Genomic DNA, 20,929 nt, shown 5'->3' on the forward strand with positions numbered 1-20,929 from the left:
GGAGGATTTCGATGTCTCAGAAATTGCGCCTCGGCGTCATCGGCGCCGGCTTGAAGGCGGCTGAATATGCTCAGAGCTGGGCGAAGATGCCGGAAATCGAATTCGTAGCGCTCGCCGACACGACGGAAACCTCCAGAAAGCGCCTCATCGACGTCTGCACCGCAGCCGGAGCACCGGAGCCGAAAAGCTTCGAGGACTACCGCGACATGCTCGCAAAATGCCGTAGTGAACTCGACATCATCTACGTCTCCACCCCGCACGCTTTCCATGCCGAACAGGCGACAGCCGTTGCCGAAGCCGGCCTCGATCTTTTCCTCGAAAAGCCGATGGTCACGACCGTCGCCGAGGCAGAAACGCTGATCGCCGCACAGAAGAAGAGCGGTGTCACCATCGTCACCGCCTTCCAGGGCGGCCTTTCGCCGCTGGTGCTCGATACCCGCAAACGGGCCCTCTCCGGTGAATTTGGCGATCTCATCGCCATTTCCGGCATGATCTGGGAAAGTTGGTCTTCCAACTATGACGGCCACTGGAAACAGCAGCCGGAAATTTCCGGCGGCGGCTTCATGTTCGATACCGGCGCGCACATGATGAACACCGTCTGCCTGCTCGCCAATTCCGATTTCGACAGCGTGTCCGCCTATATGAACAACCACGGAAAGAAGGTGGATATCGCCACCGCCGTCTCCGCCCGCCTGAAGAACGGCGCGCTGGCGACGCTGACGGCCGCCGGCGAGGGCCCTCCCGGCTGCGCTTCCTACATCACCTTCTTCTATTCCAAGGCGATCGTACGCATCGATGCCTGGGGCGGCTGGCGCGAGATCAGCATCGGACGCACCAGCGAACCGCGCGAAGAAGCCGAGATTCTCGGCAATCCGATGAAGAATTTCCTCGCTATCCGCGCCGGAACGATGGAAAACTCCGGCTCCGTTGAAATGGGTCTCAGATTCGCTAGGCTCTGGGATGCAATCAAGGAATCGGCAGCAGCCGACGGCACCCCCGTCAGGATCGCCGGATAGGCGCAAAATAATGAGCGGAACGAACAGACGGCGGATCACCTCGAAGGAACTGGCGAAACTCGCTGGTGTGTCCTCGGCGACGATTTCGAGGGCTTTCTCGCCGGATTCCAGGATCGGAAGCGCCACGCGCGACCGCATCCTCGCCGTTGCCCGCGAATATGGCTACCAGCCGAATGCGATCGCCCGCTCGCTGAACAACCAGCGCTCGCGCTTGGTCGCACTCGTGGTCAATGCCATCGGCAACCCTTGCGAGGCCGAGGAGCAGCAGCTCCTCGTCCACCGCCTGCAGGCCCGCCAGCTCCTGCCGATCCTGCTCTGCTGCGCTGATCATTCGGACCGCCTGCAGCTGATGCGGCTCGCCTCCACCTACCAGGTCGATCATGTCGTCATCTTCTCCGACATGGTCTCGATGCAAGATGCGGTCGATATTTTCCACACGACCAAGCCGATCATCGTTTCCTTCGAGCCGCTGGAAAACGAGGATGTTTCCAACATCCGCATCGACGGCGCGGTCGGCGCCGGCGAGATCATCGACAAGATTGTCGGCGACGGAAAGAAGCGCTTCGCCTATCTCTCCGGCACCAAGTCGAGCTGGATCGACAAGCTGCGCCGCAGGTGGTTTGCCGACGCTCTGGCGCGTCATGGCCTTGCCTTCGAAGCGGAAGCCTTCGGCGACTATTCCTATGATTCCGGCTTCAAGGAAGCCGTCCTGCTGCTGCACCGCTCGAAAGTCGATGCCATCATCTGCGGCAATGACGTCATGGCGATCGGCGCGCGCGATGCCGCCCGCCGCGTCCTCGGCAAGAATACGCCCGAGGATATCGCCATTGTCGGTCAGGACGGTATCGCCATGGCCGCCTGGGATTGCAACGACCTGACGACGCTGAGCCTCGACCACGCAGCCTTCATGGATGCTGTCGTCGAAGTGATCGAACGCCACGAGGCCGGCGACGAAGGCCCGCACAGCATCACGCTTGCCTGCACGCCCCGCTGGGGCTCGACCGCCTGAGGGGCGGTTCATTCATTCGCTTCGAGGAGGACTACCGATGATCACCCTTTGCCGCGCCGCTAGCAGGCGCCACCTCTCTTCTGCCGCCTGCCGGGGAGAATGAGATGCGCTCAGTCGTTTCCTTGAATGAATCCTGGAGCTTCCACGAGGGCTTCGGCCAGAACCTGACGGAAGCCTTCGATGGCGCCGCGATGGTCCATCTGCCGCACACCGCCGTCGAGCTGCCCTTCAACTATTTCGACGAGAAGCGTTATCAGCGCGCCTTCACCTATCAGAAGGTGCTGCGCTGGCTGCCGGAATTCGAAGGCCGCGAAGTTTCCATCCTCTTCGACGGCGCCATGGCTGACAGCGTCGTCTATCTGAACGGCGAAGAGATCATCGCCCACAAGGACGGCTACACGCCGTTTGAAGCTCGTCTTACCGGCAAATTGATCAAGGGCGACAACCTGATCACCGTTAAGATCGACGGCAGCGAGAACCCGGCGATCCCGCCCTTCGGCGGCCGTATCGACTATCTGACTTATGCCGGCATCTATCGCGACGTCTGGCTTAAAGTCACCGACAAGGTTTCGATCCGCAATATCAAGATCGAGACGCACGATGTCCTCTCGGACAGGAAATCGGCGACAGTACGTGTCGATATCGCCAACCCGCAGGGCCTCACCTATGCGGCAACGGTGACCGGATCGCTGCGGGACGCGCATGGCAACATTCTGGCGAGTGCTGCCGGCGAGACGATCGGGACCAGCACCACTCTTTCCTTCGGCGGCCTGACCGACATCGAACTCTGGGATCTGTCGAACCCGGCGCTCTATGAAGTTTCCGTCGAACTGAAGACGGAACATGGCGCCGACCGGACCACCGGCCATTTCGGTTTCCGCACCGCCAAATTCACCCCGGAAGGCTTCCTGCTGAACGGTCGCCCCGTAAAGCTCCAGGGCCTCAACCGCCATCAGGCCTATCCCTATGTGGGCTACGCCGCCGGCCGCTCCGCGCAGGAGCGCGACGCCGATATCATGAAGACGGTGCTGAAGTGCAATATCGTGCGCACCTCGCACTATCCGCAGTCGAAATGGTTCCTCGACCAGTGCGACCGCATCGGCCTGCTCGTCTTCGAGGAAATCCCCGGTTGGCAGCATATCGGCGATCTCGACTGGCAGAATGAGTCCATCGAGAACGTGCGCCGCATGATCGAGCGCGACTGGAACCACCCCTCGATCATCATCTGGGGCGTGCGTATCAATGAATCGCTCGATAGCCACGACTTCTATACCGCCACCAACCGCCTGGCCCACGAACTCGATTCCACCCGCCAGACCGGCGGCGTTCGTTACCTGACGGAAAGCGAGCTGCTCGAAGACGTCTACACGATGAACGACTTCATCCTCGGCAATGAGGAACTGCCGGGTGCAAACCGCCCGCGCACGGCCCTTCGCAGCCAGCAGGAAAATACCGGCCTCTCCTATAAGGTCCCGTACATCATCACCGAATTCAACGGCCACATGCATCCGACCAAGATGTATGATGCAGAGCAGCGCCAGGCAGAGCATGTGCGCCGCCATCTGGAAGTGCTGAACGCGGCCTATGGCGATCCGGATATTTCTGGCGCGATCGGCTGGTGCATGTTCGACTATAACACGCACAAGGATTTCGGCTCCGGCGACCGCATCTGCTATCACGGCGTCATGGATATGTTCCGCGAACCGAAATTCGCGGCCTACGTCTATGCCAGCCAGTGCGACCCTTCGGAAGACGTCATCATGAAGCCGGTCACCTTCTGGGCGCGCGGCGAACGCAGTATCGGCGGCGTGCTGCCACTGATCATCCTGACCAATTGCGATGAGGTGGAGCTGAAATACGGTTCGCTGACGAAGCGCATCGGTCCGGACCGCGAAAACTACCCGCACCTGCCGCATCCGCCCGTCGTGCTCGACCACCGCCATTTCACACAGGACGAACTCGGCCGCTGGGGCCTGGAATGGATCGACGGCGAATTCACCGGCTTCGTCAACGGCGAGCCTGTAGCCAGCCTGACGCTCGCGGCCGATCCGCTGCCGACCGCACTGGAAGTCGTGCCCGACAGCACCACGCTGAAGGCGCGCGAACGCGACACGACCCGCGTCATCATCCGCGCGCTCGACCAGCGCGGCCAGCGGCTGCCGTTCCTCAATGAGGTTGCAACCTTGACCGTGAAGGGGCCCGGCAAGATCGTCGGGCCAACGGCCGTACCGCTCCAGGGCGGAACGACGGGCTTCTGGCTGGAGGCAACAGGCCTGACGGGCGAAATCACGGTCGAAGCGACCTCGAGCCACTTCGCACCAGTCACGATTTCCGTGGCGGCCGTCTGACGGCCGCCAGAGAATATTTTGCTGGCTAAGCGATCCGCAACTGGCTGGCTGGATCGAAGAAGACCGCCTTGTCGAGATTGAAGGCAAGGCGGGTATTCTGGCCCGGCAGGATGCCGGTATCCGCTCCAAGGCGCGCCACTACCGACTTGCCGCCGAGCTTGGTGACGGCAAATGTATCTGAACCGGCCGGCTCCACGACCTCGATGGCGCAATCGCCATGGACGACCGACTTTGCCTTGCGGTCAGCTCCGTCAATATCCGTCAGTGCTTCCGGACGGATCCCGAAGATGACCTGCTTGCCGGTATAACCTGTCAGGCTGTTATTGCCGGCATTGACGGGCAGCTTCAGCGGCTCGCCATTCGGCCGCTCCAGCGAAACCTGCAGCCCGCCGGCGCCATTCTCGACGGTGGCGTTCACCAGGTTCATCGCCGGCGATCCCATGAAATCCGCCACGAACACATTGGCTGGGCTGTTGTAGATCTCGGCGGGCGTGCCGAACTGCTGCAGCACGCCATCCTTCAGCACCGCAATCTTGGTCGCCAGTGTCATCGCCTCGATCTGGTCGTGGGTGACGTAGACGATCGTCGTTCCCATGCGCTGGTGGAGGCGCTTGATTTCCGTACGCATGTCGACGCGCAGTTTCGCATCGAGGTTGGAGAGCGGTTCGTCGAAGAGGAAGACCTGCGGATTGCGCACCAGCGCGCGCCCCATCGCGACGCGCTGACGCTGGCCACCTGACAGTTGCGAGGGCTTGCGATCGAGCAGATGGCCGATCTGCAGCATGTCGGAGACCTGCTTGATCGCCTTTTCGCGCTCTTCCTTCGGCACGCCGCGGATTTCCATGCCGAAGGCAATGTTGCCGGCAACGGTCATATTCGGATAGAGCGCGTAGCTCTGGAAGACCATGGCGATATCACGCTTGGACGGATGCAGATCATTGATCGCACGGCCGTCGATACGGATTTCGCCAGAGGTGATCGCCTCGAGCCCGGCAATCGTGTTGAGCAGTGTCGACTTGCCGCAACCGGACGGACCGACCAGCACCAGGAAGCCGCCCTTTTCAAGCTCCAGATCGATCCCCTTGAGAATATCGACGGCGCCGAAACGCTTCTTGAGACCGGAAATTTCAAGGAAAGCCATGGATCACCCTTTGACGGCGCCCGCCATCAGACCGCGCACGAAATAGCGGCCGGCGAGGATATAGACGATGAGCGTAGGAACGGCCGCGATCATCGCCGCAGCCATGTTGACATTGTATTCGACCACGCCGGTCGAGGTATTGACGACGTTGTTCAGCGCCACCGTCATCGGCATGGATTCGCCCGTACCGGCATAGGCCGAGGCAAACAGGAAGTCGTTCCAGATATTGGTGAACTGGTAGATGACCGTGACCACGATGATCGGCAGCGAATTCGGCAGCATGATGCGACGGAAGATCTGGAAGAAGCTCGCGCCATCGACCTGCGCTGCCTTCACCAACTCCGTCGGGAAGGCTTCGTAGAAATTGCGGAAGAAGAGCGTCGTGAAGCCGAGACCGTAGACGACATGCACGAAAACCAGGTTCACCGTCGGATTGCCGAAGCCGAAGCTGAATCCGGTCGCGTTCTGAAGGGTCGTGCCAAAACGGCCGAGAAAACCGAGAATGGTGGCCATCGGCAGCAGCACGGACTGGAACGGTATGAAGCAGGCAAACAGCATCAGGCCGAAAACCAGCGTATCGCCAGGAAAGCGCCACTTGGTCAGTACGTAGCCGTTGAGCGCGCCGAGAATGGTGGAGATCGCGACGGCCGGCACGACCATCTTGATCGAATTCCAGAAGTAGCCCTTGATGCCGGCGCAGGTGAGGCCGACACAGGTCTCGCCCCAGGCCTTGAACCACGGATCGAGTGTCGGCGACTGCGGCAGCGCCAGCATATTGCCGTTCTGGATTTCGTCCATGGTCTTGAACGAGGTCGTCAGCATGACGAAAAGCGGCATCAGGTAAAGAACGGCAAAGATCAACAGCAGGCCGTAGATGACGACACGGCCGATCCAGCGACCGCTAGTGCCGCCATGCGAAGTTGCGATTTCGGAAGAGGCAATGCTGCTCATCGTCCCTTCTCCCTCAATTCGGAATAGAGATAGGGAACGATGATGGCCGAGATGGTCATCAGCATGATGATGGCGCTTGCAGAACCGACAGCCATTTCATTCCGCTTGAACGTGTATTCGTACATGAAATTGGACGGCAGCCAGGCCGAGCCACCGGGGCCGCCGGAGGTCAGCGCCACCACAAGGTCGTAGGACTTGATCGCCATATGGGCGAGCACGATGAAAGCCGACAGGAAGATCGGTCGCAGCAGCGGAATGATGATCCGGCGGTACATCTGGAAAGGCGAGGCGCCATCGATCTGGGCAGCCTTCATGATCTCGCCGTCGATACCGCGCAAGCCGGCAAGAAACATCGCCATGACGAAGCCGGAGGCTTGCCAGACACCGGCGATGACGACGGTGTAGATGACGAAGTCCTTGTTCTTGATCCAGTCGAAATGGAAGCTCGTCCAGCCGAAATGGTGCAGCGTCTGCTCGAGCCCGAGGCCCGGATCGAGGAACCATTTCCAGGCAACGCCTGTCACGATGAAGGACAGCGCCATCGGATAGAGGAAGATCGGCCGCAAGATGCCTTCACCGCGGATCTTCTGATCGAGAAGTATAGCCAGCATCAGCCCGAGCCCAAGGCAGATGAAAATATAGAGGAAGCCGAAGATCCCCATATTGGTAATCGACGTGTACCACGAGGACGGCGGGTCGCTCTCGAAAGTCCAGCGCCAGAGCCGCTCGTAGGCACGCGTGCCCGTTAGCGCATAGGACGGAAAGGTCTTGGAATTGGTGAAGGAGAGATAGGCTGTCCAGACGATGAAGCCGTAGACGAAAATCACCGTGATGAGAAAACTTGGCGCCAGCACGATCTTCGGCAGCGCATCTTGCAGCCGGCCACGAATGGACGTCCGGCTTGAGGACTTCGACGTCAGTATCGGGTCTGTGGTCGCAACTGTGCTCATGAAATCATCTCCTCCAGCACCCGCAGGGGCTGAGGCTTTCCCGCGCATCGCGCGGGAAAGCCGTTGTCGATGGGAATATTAGCGGGCGTCGTCGATGGCCTGGACGAGCTGGGTAACAGCGTCGTCGGAGGTCTTGATCTGACCATGAACGAACTTCGAGACAACGTCCTTATAGGCGTTGGCGATAGCCGGAGGCGCGCCATAACCCTGTGCCAGCGAGCCGAACAGCGTGCCGCCCTCGTTGGCAGCTTTCAGGTCGGCAATACCCTTCTTGCCGCAAGCGTCGAAATCCGTATCCGGAACGTCGGTACGGGCCGGAACCGAACCCTTGACGACGTTGAAAGCGGACTGGAAGCTCTTCGACAGCGTTGCCGTGGCGAGCGCTACCTGAGCGGCCTTGCGGTCGTCAGGAACGTTGAACATGCCGAACATGTCGGAGTTGTAGATCACGCTGCCGTCGGTGCCCGGGAAGCGGTAGCACAGGAAGTCGGCATCAGGGGTCTTCTTGGCGGCAACGAATTCACCCTTCGCCCAGTCACCCATGACCTGCACCAGAGCGTCGCCCTTGATGACCATCGCGGTTGCCAGGTTCCAGTCGCGGCCCGAGAAGTTCGGGTCGACATACTGGATGATCTTGGCAAGGTTATCGAACGACTTCTTCATCGTGTCGGACTTCAGCGAAGCCTCGTCGAGGTCGTTGAAAGCCTTCTTGTAGAATTCCGGACCGCCGGTCGACAGCACGATGGAGTCGAACATCGTGGCTTCCTGCCAGTTCTGACCGCCAAGTGCGAGCGGAATGACACCGGCTGCCTTCGCCTTGTCGAGCAGGGCGATCAGGTCGTCGAAGGTCTTCGGCTGCGTGCCGCCGATCTTGTCCATGACGGACTTGTTGATCCACAGCCAGTTGACGGAGTGAACGTTGACAGGTGCTGCGACCCACTTGCCGTCATAGACAGAGAACTTCTGCAGTGCCGCCGGAACGGACTTGTCCCAGCCTTCCTTCTTCGCCGTCTCGGTCAGGTCGCCCATGACGCCAGCCTGGGCGTAGTCAAGCACCGTATAGCCGAGCATCTGCGATGCCGTCGGATAGGTGCCGGCCGCGACCATCGCCTTCAGCGCGGTCATGGCTGCGTCACCGCCACCGCCGGCAACCGGGACGTCCTTCCAGGCGTAACCTTCCTTGGAAAGGTCGCCCTTAAGCACGTTGAGCGCCGCGGCTTCACCGCCGGACGTCCACCAGTGCAACATCTGAACTTCCTTGACATCGGCCGCATGGGCGCTGCCGAAACCAGCCATCATCACGACAGCAAGAGCTGCCGAGCTCAAAAACTTGCGCATGAATATCCTCCCGTTCGTAAGTGGGCGGCGAGACCCTCCTCAGCCACCCCGATGTCTTCCGCCCGTAATGACGATCAAACACCGCACCGCGCCTCCCAGCGCGATTGACAATTTAAAACGTTATAAACGCAGCGACGTCAAGCCCTTCCTCGACTCCCGAGAAAAATATGATTAACTCGCAGCGCCATTGTTTTTATTATATTTTTTTCCAATGCCTAACAAATTGTAAAAATTTAAATCGTTTGCATTGATCGATTGCATGCCGGTTTCATCGTGTTATGGTAGCCGCGATCCAGCACGGAATGTCCTCAGTGACCGAATCGTCCCAACTGCAACGCGGTGAAAATCCAGATGGCGCGCAAAAGCGCGGCAAGCCGACCTTGCGTACCATCGCTACATTGACCGGTCTCGCGGTAACGACAGTTTCGCGCGCACTAAGCGACGCTCCGCAAATATCGGTCGAGACCCGCGAACGCGTTCATCGCATTGCCCGCGAGATCGGTTACCTGCCGGACCGGGCTGCCCAACGCCTGAAGACGGGCCGCACAAACGTCATCAGCATCCTTCTCGATCCGCATCAGGAGGTCGTCGGCTTCGGCACCGCCATCATGTACGGCATCGCCAAGGTGTTGAAAGAGACATCCTATCACCTCGTCGTCGCCCCGAATTTCCTGTCGACGACGGATCTCGAAGCGGCGGAATATATCGTCCGCAACAATTTCGCCGATGGCCTGATCTTCACACGGACGGAACCCTTCGATGCGAGGGTGCGCATGCTGCAGGAGGTTGGCTTCCCATTCGTGTCTCACGGGCGCACGGAGTTTTCGACACCGCATGCCTATGTCGATTACGACAATTATGCTTTCGCCTACGAAGCCACCCGGCGCCTGATCGCCAAGGGCAGGAAGAAGGTTACAGTCGTCATGCCGCCGAAGCGGCTGACTTTCAGCCAGCATATCCTTCATGGCTTCATGACCGCTGTGCGCGAGGCTGGCGTGGCCTACGAGATACCGGAAGCCGTTACGCTCGATTCGCCGGCCAATGAAATTAGAGATTTCTTCCGCGCGCGCGCCACCGCACCCGATGTTCCCGATGGTTTTGTCTGTCCGGGTGAAGTTTCTGCGCTGGCGCTCGTCAGCGCCATGGGTGATGCGGGCAGTATTCTGGCCGAGGACTATGACATCGTCGCCAAGGAGACGTCGCATCTCCTCACGCATCTGCAGCCGAAGATCGAGACCATATACGAGGATCTGGTCGAGGCAGGCGAACATCTCGGCCAGATGCTTCTTCAGCGCATTGGCAATCCGGCAGCAGAGAGCCAGAGCCTGCTCCTGCCGCCGCAGATCAATTTTCCGGTAGCCTAAGCTGCGTCACGACCCGCTGTCGGCTTTTCGCGGAAACCGAAGACTTCGACCGGCTCCCCAAGCCCGCGCAGAGGAAAAGTGCCGAGATTGTCCATCTCTTCCGTGCAGGTCGCCATCTCAACAAAAGCGCGAGACAACAGGACCGGCCGCCTGACTTCCTTGGTCAAGGTTTCAAGCCGCGAAGCGACGTTGACTGCCGGGCCGATGACCGTGAAATCCAGCCGCCGGCGCGAACCGATATTACCATACATAACGTCGCCGACGTGGACGCCGACACCATAGCGCAGTGGATCACGTCCCAGGCGCTGATGTTGCTCATTCACTTTCGCCATCGCCTCCTGCCCTTCACGGATCGCCGTCAGCAGGTCTTCGCAGGCAGAAGGCTTCGACAGCGGGAAGATGGCGAGCAGTCCATCGCCCATGAACTTCAGGATTTCGCCGCCGTGCCGCTCGATCGGATCGGACATGGCATCGAAATAGTCATTGAGCAACTGGATGACGTCGTCGCGCGGCCAGAGATCGGAGATCGCAGTGAAATCGCGCAGGTCGCAGATCATGATCGCCGCACCTACGGTCGTTCCGCTGCCGCGGGTGATGACGCCGGAGAGAATCTGTTCGCTCGCATGCGGCCCGACATAGGTCTGCAGCAGCGTGCGCGCCATGATGTTCTTGAGCCTGATCTCGCTGACGAGAGTGAGAGCCGGCAGCAGGTCGCGCAGGAAATCCACGTGTTCGCCGGTAAAACCGCCGGGCCTATTGGTGGAGAACGTAACGACGTGACGCTTGTCGAACGTATGATCGATCGGCCAGGCGATATATTCGGAATAGCCGTCGTCGCGTAGTTCCTGGTAGAAGGGATAATCGTCGCCCTCCCACAAATCCTCCAGGTTCTTCCGCACCTCGTTGGCGCCGTTATGAATCTCGTTGACCGGGCTGTTGAGGAATTGCGGCGTGGTTTCCACCCCGTAGGCAAAGGTGTTGATCTTCGCCTCTTCCATGCCTTCCACCCACAGGATGCGGGCGCCGATCCATTGCGGATGGTTGGTGCGGAAATGCAGGCTGGAGCGGTTCACCGGTACGCCAGCCGCCAACAGCCGCTTGCACATCTCCACCAGGATATTGTCGATGAAACGTTCACCGCGGGTCTCGTTGATCAGCCAATCGAGAATTCGACGCCTGCGGATTGGCCAGACACCTTCGGCAGCTTCGCTTGCCGGATCAGTCGCTTCGAAAGAGGGCCTCATGAAAAACTCCCGCTACGCCACATTCAACGAACACATCGGGCTGAATGTGGGCGATAGCGGGCCGAATGATAAGAGGCTTCGTAAAGATAAACCTCAGAAATCCCAGTCTTCGTCCTCGGTCGCCACCGCCTTGCCGATGACATAGGAGGAGCCGGAACCCGAGAAGAAGTCGTGGTTCTCGTCGGCATTCGGCGAAAGCGCAGACAGGATTGCCGGATTGACCTTGCAGGCTTCGGCCGGAAACAGCGCTTCGTACCCGAGGTTCATCAACGCCTTGTTGGCGTTGTAATGCAGGAACTTCTTGACGTCCTCCGTCAGCCCAACGCCATCATAGAGCGCTTCCGTATATCTAGCCTCGTTGTCGTAGAGTTCGAGGAGCAGATCGAAGGCGAAGTCCTTGATCTCCTGCCGGCGCTCTTCTGAGAGTTTTTCCAGTCCGCGCTGAAACTTGTAGCCGATATAATAGCCATGCACGGCCTCGTCTCTGATAATGAGGCGGATCATGTCGGCGGTGTTGGTGAGCTTGGCGCGGCTTGACCAGTACATCGGCAGATAGAAACCGGAATAGAAGAGGAAGCTCTCGAGGAAGACACTTGCGACCTTCTTCTTCAAGGGATCGCCGGACGCATAGTGCTCCATGATCAGCGCCGACTTCTTCTGCAGGAACTCATTCTCTTCCGACCACCGATAGGCATCGTCGACGTCGGGCGTGAGGCAGAGCGTGGAGAAGATCGAGGAATAGGAGCGTGCATGCACCGCTTCCATGAAGGAGATGTTGGAAAGCACTGCTTCCTCATGCGGGGTGACCGCATCCGCCATCAGCTTCACGGAGCCGACACCATTCTGGATCGTGTCGAGCAACGTCAGCCCGGTGAAGACGCGGATCGTCAGCTGCTGCTCGACCGGCGTCAGCGTTCCCCACGACGGAATGTCGTTCGACAGCGGCACCTTTTCCGGCAGCCAGAAATTGCCGGTCAGACGGTTCCAGACCTCGAGATCCTTGTCGTCCTCGATGCGGTTCCAGTTGATGGCGCGCACGCGGCTGACCGGCTTGACTTGCATGTTCATGGTTTTCTCCGGTCGGTTATAGCGTGCAGGAGACGCAGCCCTGCACCTCGGTGCCGGACAGCGCCATCTGGCGAAGGCGGATGTAATAGATTGTCTTGATGCCCTTCTTCCAGGCATGGATCTGGGCGCGGTTGATGTCGCGCGTCGTTGCAGTGTCGCGGAAGAACAGCGTCAGCGACAGGCCCTGGTCGACATGCTGGGTGGCAGCCGCATAAGTATCAATGATCTTTTCCGCGCCGATCTCGTACGCATCCTCGTAATAATCGAGATTGTCGTTGGTCATGAACGGCGCCGGATAATAGACGCGGCCGATCTTGCCTTCCTTGCGGATCTCGATCTTCGAGACGATCGGGTGGATCGAGGAGGTGGAGTGATTGATGTAGGAGATCGAGCCCGTCGGCGGCACCGCCTGCAGGTTCTGGTTATAGAGCCCGGAGGCCATGACGACCTTCTTCAATTCCAGCCAGTCTTCCTGCGTCGGGATATGAATGCCGGCGTCATCGAACAGCGCCTGCACCTTCTCGGTCGCCGGCTTCCACTCCTGCCCGGTATATTTGTCGAAATAGTCACCTGAGGCATATTTCGAATTCTCGAAGCCCTTGAAACTTGCGCCATGCTCGACCGCCAGGCGGTTGGATGCACGCAGAGCGTGATAGGTCACCGTGTAGAAGTAGATATTGGTGAAATCGACGCCTTCTTCCGAACCGTAATGGATGCGCTCGCGGGCAAGATAGCCATGCAGGTTCATCTGTCCCAAGCCGATCGCATGGCTGTCGTCATTGCCCTTCTCGATCGAAGGCACCGAAGAGATATGGCTCATGTCGGAAACGGCCGTCAGCGCGCGGATCGAGGTTTCGATCGTCTTGCCGAAATCGGATGAATCCATCGCCATGGCGATATTCAGCGAGCCGAGATTGCAGGAAATATCCTTGCCCATCGTCTTGTAGGAAAGGTCGTCGTTGAATTCGCTGGCCTCGCTCACCTGTAGGATTTCCGAGCAGAGGTTGCTCATGCTGATGCGGCCGGCGATCGGGTTTGCGCGGTTCACCGTGTCTTCGAACATGATGTAGGGATAGCCGCTCTCGAACTGTATTTCGGCGATCACCTGGAAGAATTCGCGGGCCTTGATCTTCTTCTTGGTGATACGGGCATCCGCCACCATCTCGCGATACTTTTCAGTCACCGATATCTCGGTGAAGGGGACGCCATAGACCCGCTCCACGTCATAGGGCGAGAAGAGGTACATATCCTCATTGTTCTTGGCGAGGTCGAAGGTGATGTCAGGCACGACGACGCCGAGCGATAGCGTCTTGATGCGGATCTTCTCATCGGCATTTTCGCGCTTGGTATCGAGGAAGCGCATGATATCGGGGTGGTGCGCATTGAGATAGACGGCACCTGCCCCCTGCCGCGCACCAAGCTGGTTGGCGTAGGAGAACGAGTCTTCGAGCAGCTTCATGACGGGGATGATGCCGGAAGACTGGTTTTCGATCTGCTTGATCGGCGCACCGGCCTCGCGGATGTTCGTCAAGGACAGCGCAACGCCTCCGCCACGCTTGGACAGCTGCAGCGCCGAATTGATGGAGCGACCGATCGATTCCATATTGTCTTCGACACGCAGCAGGAAGCAGGAGACGAGTTCGCCACGCTGCTTCTTGCCGGCATTGAGGAAGGTTGGCGTTGCCGGCTGGAAACGGCCGGAGATGATCTCTTCCATCAGATCGCGGGCAAGCTGTTCATTGCCTCTGGCGAGCGCGAGCGCCACCATGCAGATACGATCTTCATAGCGCTCCAGGTAGCGCTTTCCGTCGAAAGTCTTCAGCGTGTAGCTGGTGTAATATTTGAAGGCGCCGAGGAAGGTCGGGAACCGGAACTTCTTGGCATAGGCTTCGTCGAACAGGTCGCGGACGAAATTGAAGGAATACTGGTCGAGCACTTCCTGCTCGTAATAGCCTTCAGTTACCAGATAATCGAGCTTCTCCCGGAGATTATGGAAGAACACCGTGTTCTGGTTCACATGCTGCAGGAAATACTGCTTGGCCGCCATGCGGTCCTTGTCGAGCTGGATCTTGCCCTCATCATCATAGAGGTTCAGCATCGCGTTCAGCGCGTGATAATCCAGCGCTTCCACGGCCTTGAGCGGCTTGACGCCCGCATCCCGCGTCAGATTTGTCCCCGTGTCCAAAATCGTCCCATCCCGTCTTTGACATTGGCGACATCCTCGGCAGTCCCCAGGAGCTCGAACCGGTAGAGGTAAGGTACCTGGCATTTTTGCGAGATTACGTCGCCGGCAAGCCCGTAGGTCTCGCCGAAATTGCTGTTGCCCGCAGCAATCACGCCGCGGATGTTGGAGCGGTTTTCCGCATCATTGAGGAAACGGATTACCTGCTTGGGCACGGCCCCTTTGCCGCCGTCCCCGCAATAGGTGGGCGAGATCAGCACATAGGGTTCGCGAATGTGGATGTCTTCAGCGCCAGCGGGAATGCGCGCCGCGCGCAGTCCCAGCCTCTCGACGAAACGATGGGTATTTTCGGACCGGCTGGAATAATAGACGATCAGGCCCACCGCTTTTCTCCGGTCAGGAGAGCGCGCTGATCATGTCGGGACGGAAGCCCGCCCAGTGGTTCTCGCCGGCAACGACGACCGGAACCTGCATGTAGCCCATGCCGCGCACGCGATCGAGCGCGTCGGCATCCTCGGAGATATCGATGATCTGGTAGTCGACGCCCAAACGGTCGAGGGCGCGGTAGGTAGCGGTGCACTGTACGCAGGCAGGCTTGCTGTAAACGGTAACGCTCATCATGTTCCTCGTGATGTCAATGGATTCCAGACGCAGAACTAGGATCGGGCGCCTTGCGGCGTCCGAGGGAATGCTTGGTATTGATCTGACAAAGTTGGCGCTTTACACGCCGAACACTCTCCCCCGCACGATCTGCGCGGGCGGCGGTTTTAATGCTTTCAACATGACTTCAATCCCGAAGTGTTCAGCGGACATTCGGGGGCAGCGCAACAGGCGCGGATTTGATCCGCCTGCGTATACGCGACCTTCCGGACACCCCGCCCGTGGATACCTCGTTCAAGGCAGGTCTCCTGGCTCGCGGGTCGAAGCACCCTGCCCCCAGCCTTCCCAAAGCTTCATGCCTCAGTGACCTGAAATCGGACAGTTGCTCGCCGCTTACAGTTGCGGGGGCAGCTCCGGCTTTGTCGCGCCGTCATGGCGAGACGCACCGTATTCCCATCTTAGCCCCCGACCCTCACGAATCGAAGGAACCTTGAACACTAGATATAGTACTCGAATCCCGGTTTGCGTCAACGGATGGTTTGCGCATCGCGTTACGGCATGTTTGAAATCGCTGCATTCCTGTGAAAAACGTGGTTAATGAATGGTTAACGAAAGCAGCCTGTAGAGAAGGCCGCGTCGGAAAGAGCCGGCCCATAGCCGGCTCTCCAGGAATCGATTAGGCGCTCAGGCGCGTGTCGGCGGTGCGGCATTACGCAACTGCCGAGCGGCGGCAACCATGTTGACGAGTGCCGGGCGAACCTCTTCCCACTTGCGTGTCTTCAATCCGCAATCCGGATTGATCCATAGCTGTCCGTCCGTCAGACGCTTCCGCGCCAGCGTCAGGAGCTCCGTCATCTCGGCGACCTCGGGAACGCGGGGCGAATGGATGTCGTAGACGCCGGGGCCGATCTCGTTCGGATATTTGTAGCTGCGGAAAGCCTCCAGCAGTTCCATCTTCGATCGTGAAGTCTCGATCGAGATCACATCGGCATCCATCGCGGCGATGGCATCGATGATCTGGTTGAACTCCGAATAGCACATATGCGTATGGATCTGCGTCTCGTCGGAAACACCGGATGCGCAAAGGCGAAAACTCTCGACCGCCCAGTCGAGATAGGTCTTCCAGTCGGCCTTGCGCAATGGCAGACCCTCACGGAGAGCGGCCTCGTCGATCTGGATCATCGCAGCACCCGCCTTTTCGAGATCGATCACTTCGTCGCGGATCGCCAGAGCGATCTGCCGGCTGACATCCGCGCGAGAAAGATCATCACGCACGAAGGACCAGTTGAGGATCGTCACCGGCCCGGTCAGCATTCCCTTGACCGGCTTGTCCGTCAGCGACTGCGCGTAGCGCCACCACTCGACTGTCATCGGCTTCGGCCGAGAGACATCGCCGAAGATGATAGGCGGGCGGACATAGCGTGAACCGTAGCTCTGCACCCAGGCATGTTGCGTAAAGGCGAAACCGGAAAGCTGCTCACCGAAATACTGCACCATGTCGTTGCGCTCGAATTCCCCGTGGACGAGCACGTCGAGACCGATTTCCTCCTGCCAACGGATCGCCGCTTCGGTCTCCTTTTTCAGGAACGCATCGTAGTCCGCCTCGCTGATCGTACCCTTTGCGAAGGCCGAGCGGGACTTGCGCACATTGGATGTCTGCGGGAAGGAGCCGATCGTCGTTGTCGGGAAGAGCGGCAGGCAAAGCTTGCGCTCCTGCAGGCTGGTCCGCTCGGCAAAACCGCTGCTCCGCGTCATCATCGTCTCATCGATTGCCGCGACCCGCTGCCTAACTTTGAGATCATGCACACGTGGAGAAGCCGCTCGAGAGGCAACGGCCTGAGAGGCTGCAGCAATTACTTGATAAGCCCCGCCGGGACTGCCGAGGGCAGAGAGTTCATCGAGTTTCTGGGTGGCGAAAGCGAGCCACGACGTCAGTTCCTCATCCAGTCCGGTTTCCAGATCCAGGTCGATCGGCACATGCAGCAGCGAGCAGGATGGCGCGATCTGCAGCCGATCCGCGCCGAAGCGCTGAACCAGTGGCTCGATCTTTTTCAGGATCGCGGCAAGGTCCGCCCTCCAGATATTGCGTCCGTCGATGATGCCGAGCGACAGCGTCAAATCGGGGGACGTCTTGAGAAGGGCATCGATCTGCTGCGGAGCACGAACGAGATCGACATGCAGGCCGGAAACCGGCAATGCGAGCGCCGTCGGCAGGTTATCGCCTATATTGCCGAAATAGGTGGCGAGCATGATCTTGAGGTTCGGCACCAGCTCGTGCAGCGCACGATAGGCATGCTTCAGCGCTGCCTGCTCTTCTCCTGAGAGATCCAGCACCAGGCACGGTTCGTCGATCTGCACCCAGTCGGCACCGGCAGCGCTCAGTTCCGCAAGCACCCTCGCGTAAACAGGCAACAGGCGTTCAAGCAGGCTGATCGGTGCAAAACCTTCCTCGGTTCCCTTGGCGAGTTTCAGGAAGGTGACAGGGCCGAGGATGACTGGCCGTGTGTGGATTCCGAGCGTCTTCGCCTCGATGAAGGCATCGAGTGGCCTGTTTGCGGTCAGCGCGAAGAATTGATCGGGACCGATTTCCGGCACCATGTAGTGATAGTTCGTGTCGAACCACTTGGTCATTTCCAGCGCCGGCACGCCATGTCCGTGATGGTGCTTATGGCCGCAATCGGCGTGCGCCGCATCGCCGGTCGAACCGCGCGCCATGGCGAAATAGGTATCGAGCGCAACAGGCCCGCCCTTCCAGCCATAGGCCGAAGGTATGGCGCCGACCATGACAGTCGTGTCGAGCACATGGTCATAGAACGAGAAATCGTTGGAGGGGATGATATCGATCCCCTTCTCTTTCTGCAGAGCCCAGTTTTGCGCCCGCAGCCGCTTGCCGACATCGAGAAGCACGCCGGCATCGGACCTGTCGGCCCAATAGCTTTCAAGTGCGAATTTGAGTTCGCGATGCTTTCCGATCCTGGGAAAGCCGAGATTTGCAGTCTTGATGGTCATTTCCTTACCCCGAAGGTTATGGGCAAGGCTCAGGCGCAACGCATCGACGAGGTGTGGCTACAGACGTGCCGTCTCGCGCAAAGCGGCACACCGGGACACCCCGCCCGTGGACGTTATCTATCGCGGCAGGTCTCCTGGCTTGCGGGTCTTCAACACCATCCAGTCTTCCCAGGCGTCTTCCCAGTGACGTCGAAGGACGGTGTCTATCCGCTTACAGTTGCGGGGGCAGCTTCGGTCTTGGCGTTAGCCTCACCGAATTCCCTCTTAGCTCAGGATCGTCAAATCCAGAGAACCACGATGCGACAAGCATGCACCTGTCGCATCGGATCGTCAAGATGACATAAAGAAATCTTTATATCTTTATGCGAAGAAGGCGAAGTGCATTCATCGTCACCAATACGGTCGCGCCTGTATCCGCGAGGATCGCTGGCCACAGGCCGGTAATACCGACGATGGTGGTGACCAGGAACACGGCCTTCAGCCCGAGCGCGATGGTGATGTTCTGGAAGATATTCCGCATCGTCCGCTTCGAAAGGTCGATCATGCGGGCAACGTCGCCGACACGCCCATGCAGTACCGCCGCATCCGCCGTTTCCAGCGCAACGTCGGTGCCCCCGCCCATGGCGATGCCAACATCGGCTGCGGCAAGTGCAGGCGCATCATTGATGCCGTCACCGACCTTGGCAACGAACAATCCTTCCTTCTTCAATTCGCCAACAATGCGCTGCTTGTCCTGCGGCAGCAGCTCGCCGCGCCAGTCGATGCCGAGGTCACCGGCAACGGCTGCTGCCGTGCGCTTGTTGTCGCCGGTCAACATGATGGCGCGCACGCCTGCCGCCTTCAGCGTCGCAAGCCCGCTCTTGGCGTCGTCGCGTGGCTCGTCGCGCATGGCGATGAGACCGGCGGCGACACCATTGATGAGCAGGACCGAGACGCTCTTGCCCGCGCCATTCAGCGCCGCGACCCGCTCATCCTGTTCGGCATTCAGCGCCCCGCGCTCGCGCGCGGCCGGCGGCGACAGCAGATCGAGCGTCTCCCCATCCACCTTCCCGGTCATGCCCTTGCCGGGCAATGCTTCCACTTCGAAAGCGGGCGGCACGGGCACGGCATCGGCCTTGGCACGGTTGAGGATCGCCAGCGCCAGCGGATGGCTGGAGCCCTGCTCTAGAACGGCAGCACGCGAAAGCACCTCAGCCTCCGAGCGCCCATAGGCGATGATATCCGTGACCTGCGGCTTGCCTTCGGTCAGCGTGCCTGTCTTGTCGAAGGCAACGGCCGTCACCTTGCCGAGTGATTCAAGGACTGCCCCACCCTTCATCAGCAGACCGCGGCGCGCACCCGCTGAAAGCGAGGCAGCTATTGCTGCCGGCGTCGAAATGACCAGCGCGCAGGGGCAGCCGATCAAAAGGATCGCGAGTCCCTTGTAGATCCATTCGCCCCATGCTCCGCCCCCCAGCAGCGGCGGCAGAACGGCGACCAGGGCCGCCACGACGACGACACCAGGCGTATAGTAGCGGGAGAAACGGTCGATGAAGCGTTCCGTAGGTGCCTTCGATTCCTGGGCCTCCTCTACAAGCTTGACGACACGGGCGATCGTATTGTCCTCGGCAGCGGCCGTGACACGGACGCGCAATGCAGCGTCGCCATTCACCGTGCCGGCGAACACCGTTTCGCCTGTGCCCTTGCGCACCGGCGTGCTTTCGCCCGTCACCGGAGCCTCGTCGATCGCGCTTTCACCGGAAAGAATGGTGCCGTCGGCGGAAATCCGGTCTCCCGGCCGCACGAGAATGATGGAACCGACCGCAAGTTTCTCGGCTGGCACTTCCTTCACTTCGCCAGCCGCCTCGAGCAGTGCGTTCTTCGGCACCAGCGTCGTCAGCGACTGGATGCTGGCGCGCGCCTTGCCGGCGGCAACCCCTTCCAGCAATTCACCAACGAGGAACAGGAACACGACCGTCGCTGCCTCTTCACCGGCATTGATGATGACCGCGCCAACAGCGGCAATCGTCATCAGCATTTCAATGGAAAAGGGCGTGCCGGAAAGTGCGGCCATGACCGCGCGACGCGCGATCGGCACCAGCCCCACCAGCATGGCGATGATGAAAGCATACGGAGCAATCGAAGGCACCAGATGGCCGACCACGTAGGCAACGACGAGTGCAAGTCCCGAAAGGATCGTCAATCGGCCCTTCTTGCTCTGCCACCAGGGACCGGTCATCGGCCCATGATCATGGCCGTGCAACCCCTCGACTTCCTCGGCGCCATGCGAATGCCCGTGATCGGCGTGATGATGACCAGCATGATCGTGGTCGTGACCTTCGTGGTCGTGATCATCATGCTCATGACCATGGTGATCATGATCATGCCCGTGGTCATGATCGTGGTCGTGATCCGCATGATCATGATCGGTCTTGCTTTCCCGGACAGGGGCCTTGCCCGTGAGCGGAGCAACCGAATAGCCGAGGCCGGTCACCTTTTTTTCGATCGCCTTGAGATCGCTGCTGCCATCGTGGCGCACAGTCATCGTGCCCGCCGTCACCGATACGGAGACGTCTTCGACGCCGGGCACACGCCTGACGGCCGTATCGATCTTTGTTGCGCAGGCGGCACAATCCATGCCGCCAACCCGGTACCGTGCCTGTGCTGCTTCGCTCATGATTTCGATCCTTGCTTGTAGGCAGTATCGTTCCTACATCCTCTAGCGACTAG

The 20,929-nt window shown here is 59.5% G+C and carries 15 protein-coding genes and 2 riboswitches; of the genes, 4 read left to right on the forward strand and 11 right to left on the reverse strand.

Going from position 1 to position 20,929, the window contains the following annotated elements:
• The first annotated feature begins 11 nt into the window (after positions 1–11).
• The 3 genes from FHX06_RS30455 to FHX06_RS30465 all read left to right on the forward strand — a co-directional run bounded on the left by FHX06_RS30455 (position 12) and on the right by FHX06_RS30465 (position 4,373).
• Positions 12–1,016, forward strand: a complete 1,005-nt coding sequence (locus FHX06_RS30455) for a Gfo/Idh/MocA family protein (protein WP_113211857.1) — start codon at positions 12–14, stop codon at positions 1,014–1,016.
• 10 nt (positions 1,017–1,026) lie between these two features.
• Positions 1,027–2,025, forward strand: a complete 999-nt coding sequence (locus tag FHX06_RS30460) for a LacI family DNA-binding transcriptional regulator (RefSeq protein ID WP_112544434.1) — start codon at positions 1,027–1,029, stop codon at positions 2,023–2,025.
• Positions 2,026–2,129: 104 nt separating this feature from the next.
• The gene (locus FHX06_RS30465) at positions 2,130–4,373 is read left to right on the forward strand and encodes a glycoside hydrolase family 2 protein (protein WP_183881972.1); all 2,244 of its coding nucleotides are present in this window, start codon (positions 2,130–2,132) and stop codon (positions 4,371–4,373) included.
• Positions 4,374–4,398: 25 nt separating this feature from the next.
• Here the strand turns inward: FHX06_RS30465 and FHX06_RS30470 are convergent, their stop codons facing one another.
• The 4 genes from FHX06_RS30470 to FHX06_RS30485 all read right to left on the reverse strand — a co-directional run bounded on the left by FHX06_RS30470 (position 4,399) and on the right by FHX06_RS30485 (position 8,753).
• Positions 4,399–5,514 carry an ABC transporter ATP-binding protein gene (locus FHX06_RS30470; RefSeq protein ID WP_112968678.1) on the reverse strand — a complete coding sequence of 372 codons (1,116 nt, stop codon included), beginning with the start codon at positions 5,512–5,514 and terminating at the stop codon, positions 4,399–4,401.
• A 3-nt stretch (positions 5,515–5,517) separates the two neighbouring features.
• A complete protein-coding gene (locus tag FHX06_RS30475) occupies positions 5,518–6,465 on the reverse strand; it encodes a carbohydrate ABC transporter permease (protein ID WP_112544440.1) in 948 nt (315 codons plus the stop codon).
• Positions 6,462–7,415 (reverse strand): carbohydrate ABC transporter permease, encoded by a 954-nt coding sequence (locus tag FHX06_RS30480; protein ID WP_112544442.1) that lies wholly within the window; start codon positions 7,413–7,415, stop codon positions 6,462–6,464. The genes FHX06_RS30475 and FHX06_RS30480 overlap by 4 nt, the downstream gene beginning before the upstream one ends.
• A 78-nt stretch (positions 7,416–7,493) precedes the next feature.
• The gene (locus FHX06_RS30485; RefSeq protein ID WP_113211854.1) at positions 7,494–8,753 is read right to left on the reverse strand and encodes an ABC transporter substrate-binding protein; all 1,260 of its coding nucleotides are present in this window, start codon (positions 8,751–8,753) and stop codon (positions 7,494–7,496) included.
• Positions 8,754–9,064: 311 nt separating this feature from the next.
• On the opposite strand from FHX06_RS30485, the gene FHX06_RS30490 reads away from it, so the two are divergent.
• Positions 9,065–10,117, forward strand: coding sequence for a LacI family transcriptional regulator (locus FHX06_RS30490; RefSeq protein ID WP_113211853.1), 1,053 nt, complete (start codon positions 9,065–9,067; stop codon positions 10,115–10,117).
• On the opposite strand, the gene FHX06_RS30495 is transcribed toward FHX06_RS30490, so the two are convergent.
• From FHX06_RS30495 to FHX06_RS30525, 7 genes are all read right to left on the reverse strand, one after another.
• Positions 10,114–11,361: an adenylate/guanylate cyclase domain-containing protein gene (locus FHX06_RS30495; RefSeq protein ID WP_113211852.1), complete on the reverse strand. Its 1,248-nt coding sequence runs from the start codon at positions 11,359–11,361 to the stop codon at positions 10,114–10,116. The genes FHX06_RS30490 and FHX06_RS30495 overlap by 4 nt on opposite strands.
• Positions 11,362–11,454: 93 nt before the next feature.
• A complete protein-coding gene (gene nrdF / locus FHX06_RS30500; protein WP_112544450.1) occupies positions 11,455–12,429 on the reverse strand; it encodes a class 1b ribonucleoside-diphosphate reductase subunit beta in 975 nt (324 codons plus the stop codon).
• Positions 12,430–12,445: 16 nt separating this feature from the next.
• Positions 12,446–14,614, reverse strand: coding sequence for a class 1b ribonucleoside-diphosphate reductase subunit alpha (nrdE, locus tag FHX06_RS30505; RefSeq protein WP_183881974.1), 2,169 nt, complete (start codon positions 14,612–14,614; stop codon positions 12,446–12,448).
• On the reverse strand, positions 14,593–14,994 hold the full coding sequence (gene nrdI, locus FHX06_RS30510; protein ID WP_112968674.1) for a class Ib ribonucleoside-diphosphate reductase assembly flavoprotein NrdI: 402 nt from the start codon (positions 14,992–14,994) through the stop codon (positions 14,593–14,595). Before nrdI ends, nrdE begins: the two co-directional genes overlap by 22 nt.
• Positions 14,995–15,007: 13 nt before the next feature.
• Positions 15,008–15,229 carry a glutaredoxin-like protein NrdH gene (gene nrdH / locus FHX06_RS30515; protein WP_007820342.1) on the reverse strand — a complete coding sequence of 74 codons (222 nt, stop codon included), beginning with the start codon at positions 15,227–15,229 and terminating at the stop codon, positions 15,008–15,010.
• A gap of 262 nt (positions 15,230–15,491) precedes the next feature.
• Positions 15,492–15,719: riboswitch (cobalamin riboswitch) on the reverse strand.
• Between the two features lie 176 nt (positions 15,720–15,895).
• On the reverse strand, positions 15,896–18,220 hold the full coding sequence (gene metE / locus FHX06_RS30520; RefSeq protein ID WP_183881976.1) for a 5-methyltetrahydropteroyltriglutamate--homocysteine S-methyltransferase: 2,325 nt from the start codon (positions 18,218–18,220) through the stop codon (positions 15,896–15,898).
• A 106-nt stretch (positions 18,221–18,326) separates the two neighbouring features.
• A riboswitch (cobalamin riboswitch) is annotated at positions 18,327–18,532 on the reverse strand.
• A gap of 40 nt (positions 18,533–18,572) precedes the next feature.
• Positions 18,573–20,876 (reverse strand): heavy metal translocating P-type ATPase, encoded by a 2,304-nt coding sequence (locus FHX06_RS30525; protein WP_183881978.1) that lies wholly within the window; start codon positions 20,874–20,876, stop codon positions 18,573–18,575.
• Positions 20,877–20,929: the final 53 nt, after the last annotated feature.

Source organism: Rhizobium sp. BK512 (assembly GCF_014194915.1).
In the GTDB taxonomy this organism is placed as follows: domain Bacteria; phylum Pseudomonadota; class Alphaproteobacteria; order Rhizobiales; family Rhizobiaceae; genus Rhizobium.

Excerpts from the sequence above, each read along its gene's own strand:
- FHX06_RS30455 (WP_113211857.1), top strand. The coding sequence starts at position 12 with ATGTCTCAGAAATTGCGCCTCGGCGTCATCGGCGCCGGCTTGAAGGCG.
- FHX06_RS30460 (WP_112544434.1), top strand. The coding sequence starts at position 1,027 with ATGAGCGGAACGAACAGACGGCGGATCACCTCGAAGGAACTGGCGAAA.
- FHX06_RS30465 (WP_183881972.1), top strand. The coding sequence starts at position 2,130 with ATGCGCTCAGTCGTTTCCTTGAATGAATCCTGGAGCTTCCACGAGGGC.
- FHX06_RS30470 (WP_112968678.1), bottom strand. The coding sequence starts at position 5,514 with ATGGCTTTCCTTGAAATTTCCGGTCTCAAGAAGCGTTTCGGCGCCGTC.
- FHX06_RS30475 (WP_112544440.1), bottom strand. The coding sequence starts at position 6,465 with ATGAGCAGCATTGCCTCTTCCGAAATCGCAACTTCGCATGGCGGCACT.
- FHX06_RS30480 (WP_112544442.1), bottom strand. The coding sequence starts at position 7,415 with ATGAGCACAGTTGCGACCACAGACCCGATACTGACGTCGAAGTCCTCA.
- FHX06_RS30485 (WP_113211854.1), bottom strand. The coding sequence starts at position 8,753 with ATGCGCAAGTTTTTGAGCTCGGCAGCTCTTGCTGTCGTGATGATGGCT.
- FHX06_RS30495 (WP_113211852.1), bottom strand. The coding sequence starts at position 11,361 with ATGAGGCCCTCTTTCGAAGCGACTGATCCGGCAAGCGAAGCTGCCGAA.
- nrdF (WP_112544450.1), bottom strand. The coding sequence starts at position 12,429 with ATGAACATGCAAGTCAAGCCGGTCAGCCGCGTGCGCGCCATCAACTGG.
- nrdH (WP_007820342.1), bottom strand. The coding sequence starts at position 15,229 with ATGAGCGTTACCGTTTACAGCAAGCCTGCCTGCGTACAGTGCACCGCT.
- metE (WP_183881976.1), bottom strand. The coding sequence starts at position 18,220 with ATGACCATCAAGACTGCAAATCTCGGCTTTCCCAGGATCGGAAAGCAT.
- FHX06_RS30525 (WP_183881978.1), bottom strand. The coding sequence starts at position 20,876 with ATGAGCGAAGCAGCACAGGCACGGTACCGGGTTGGCGGCATGGATTGT.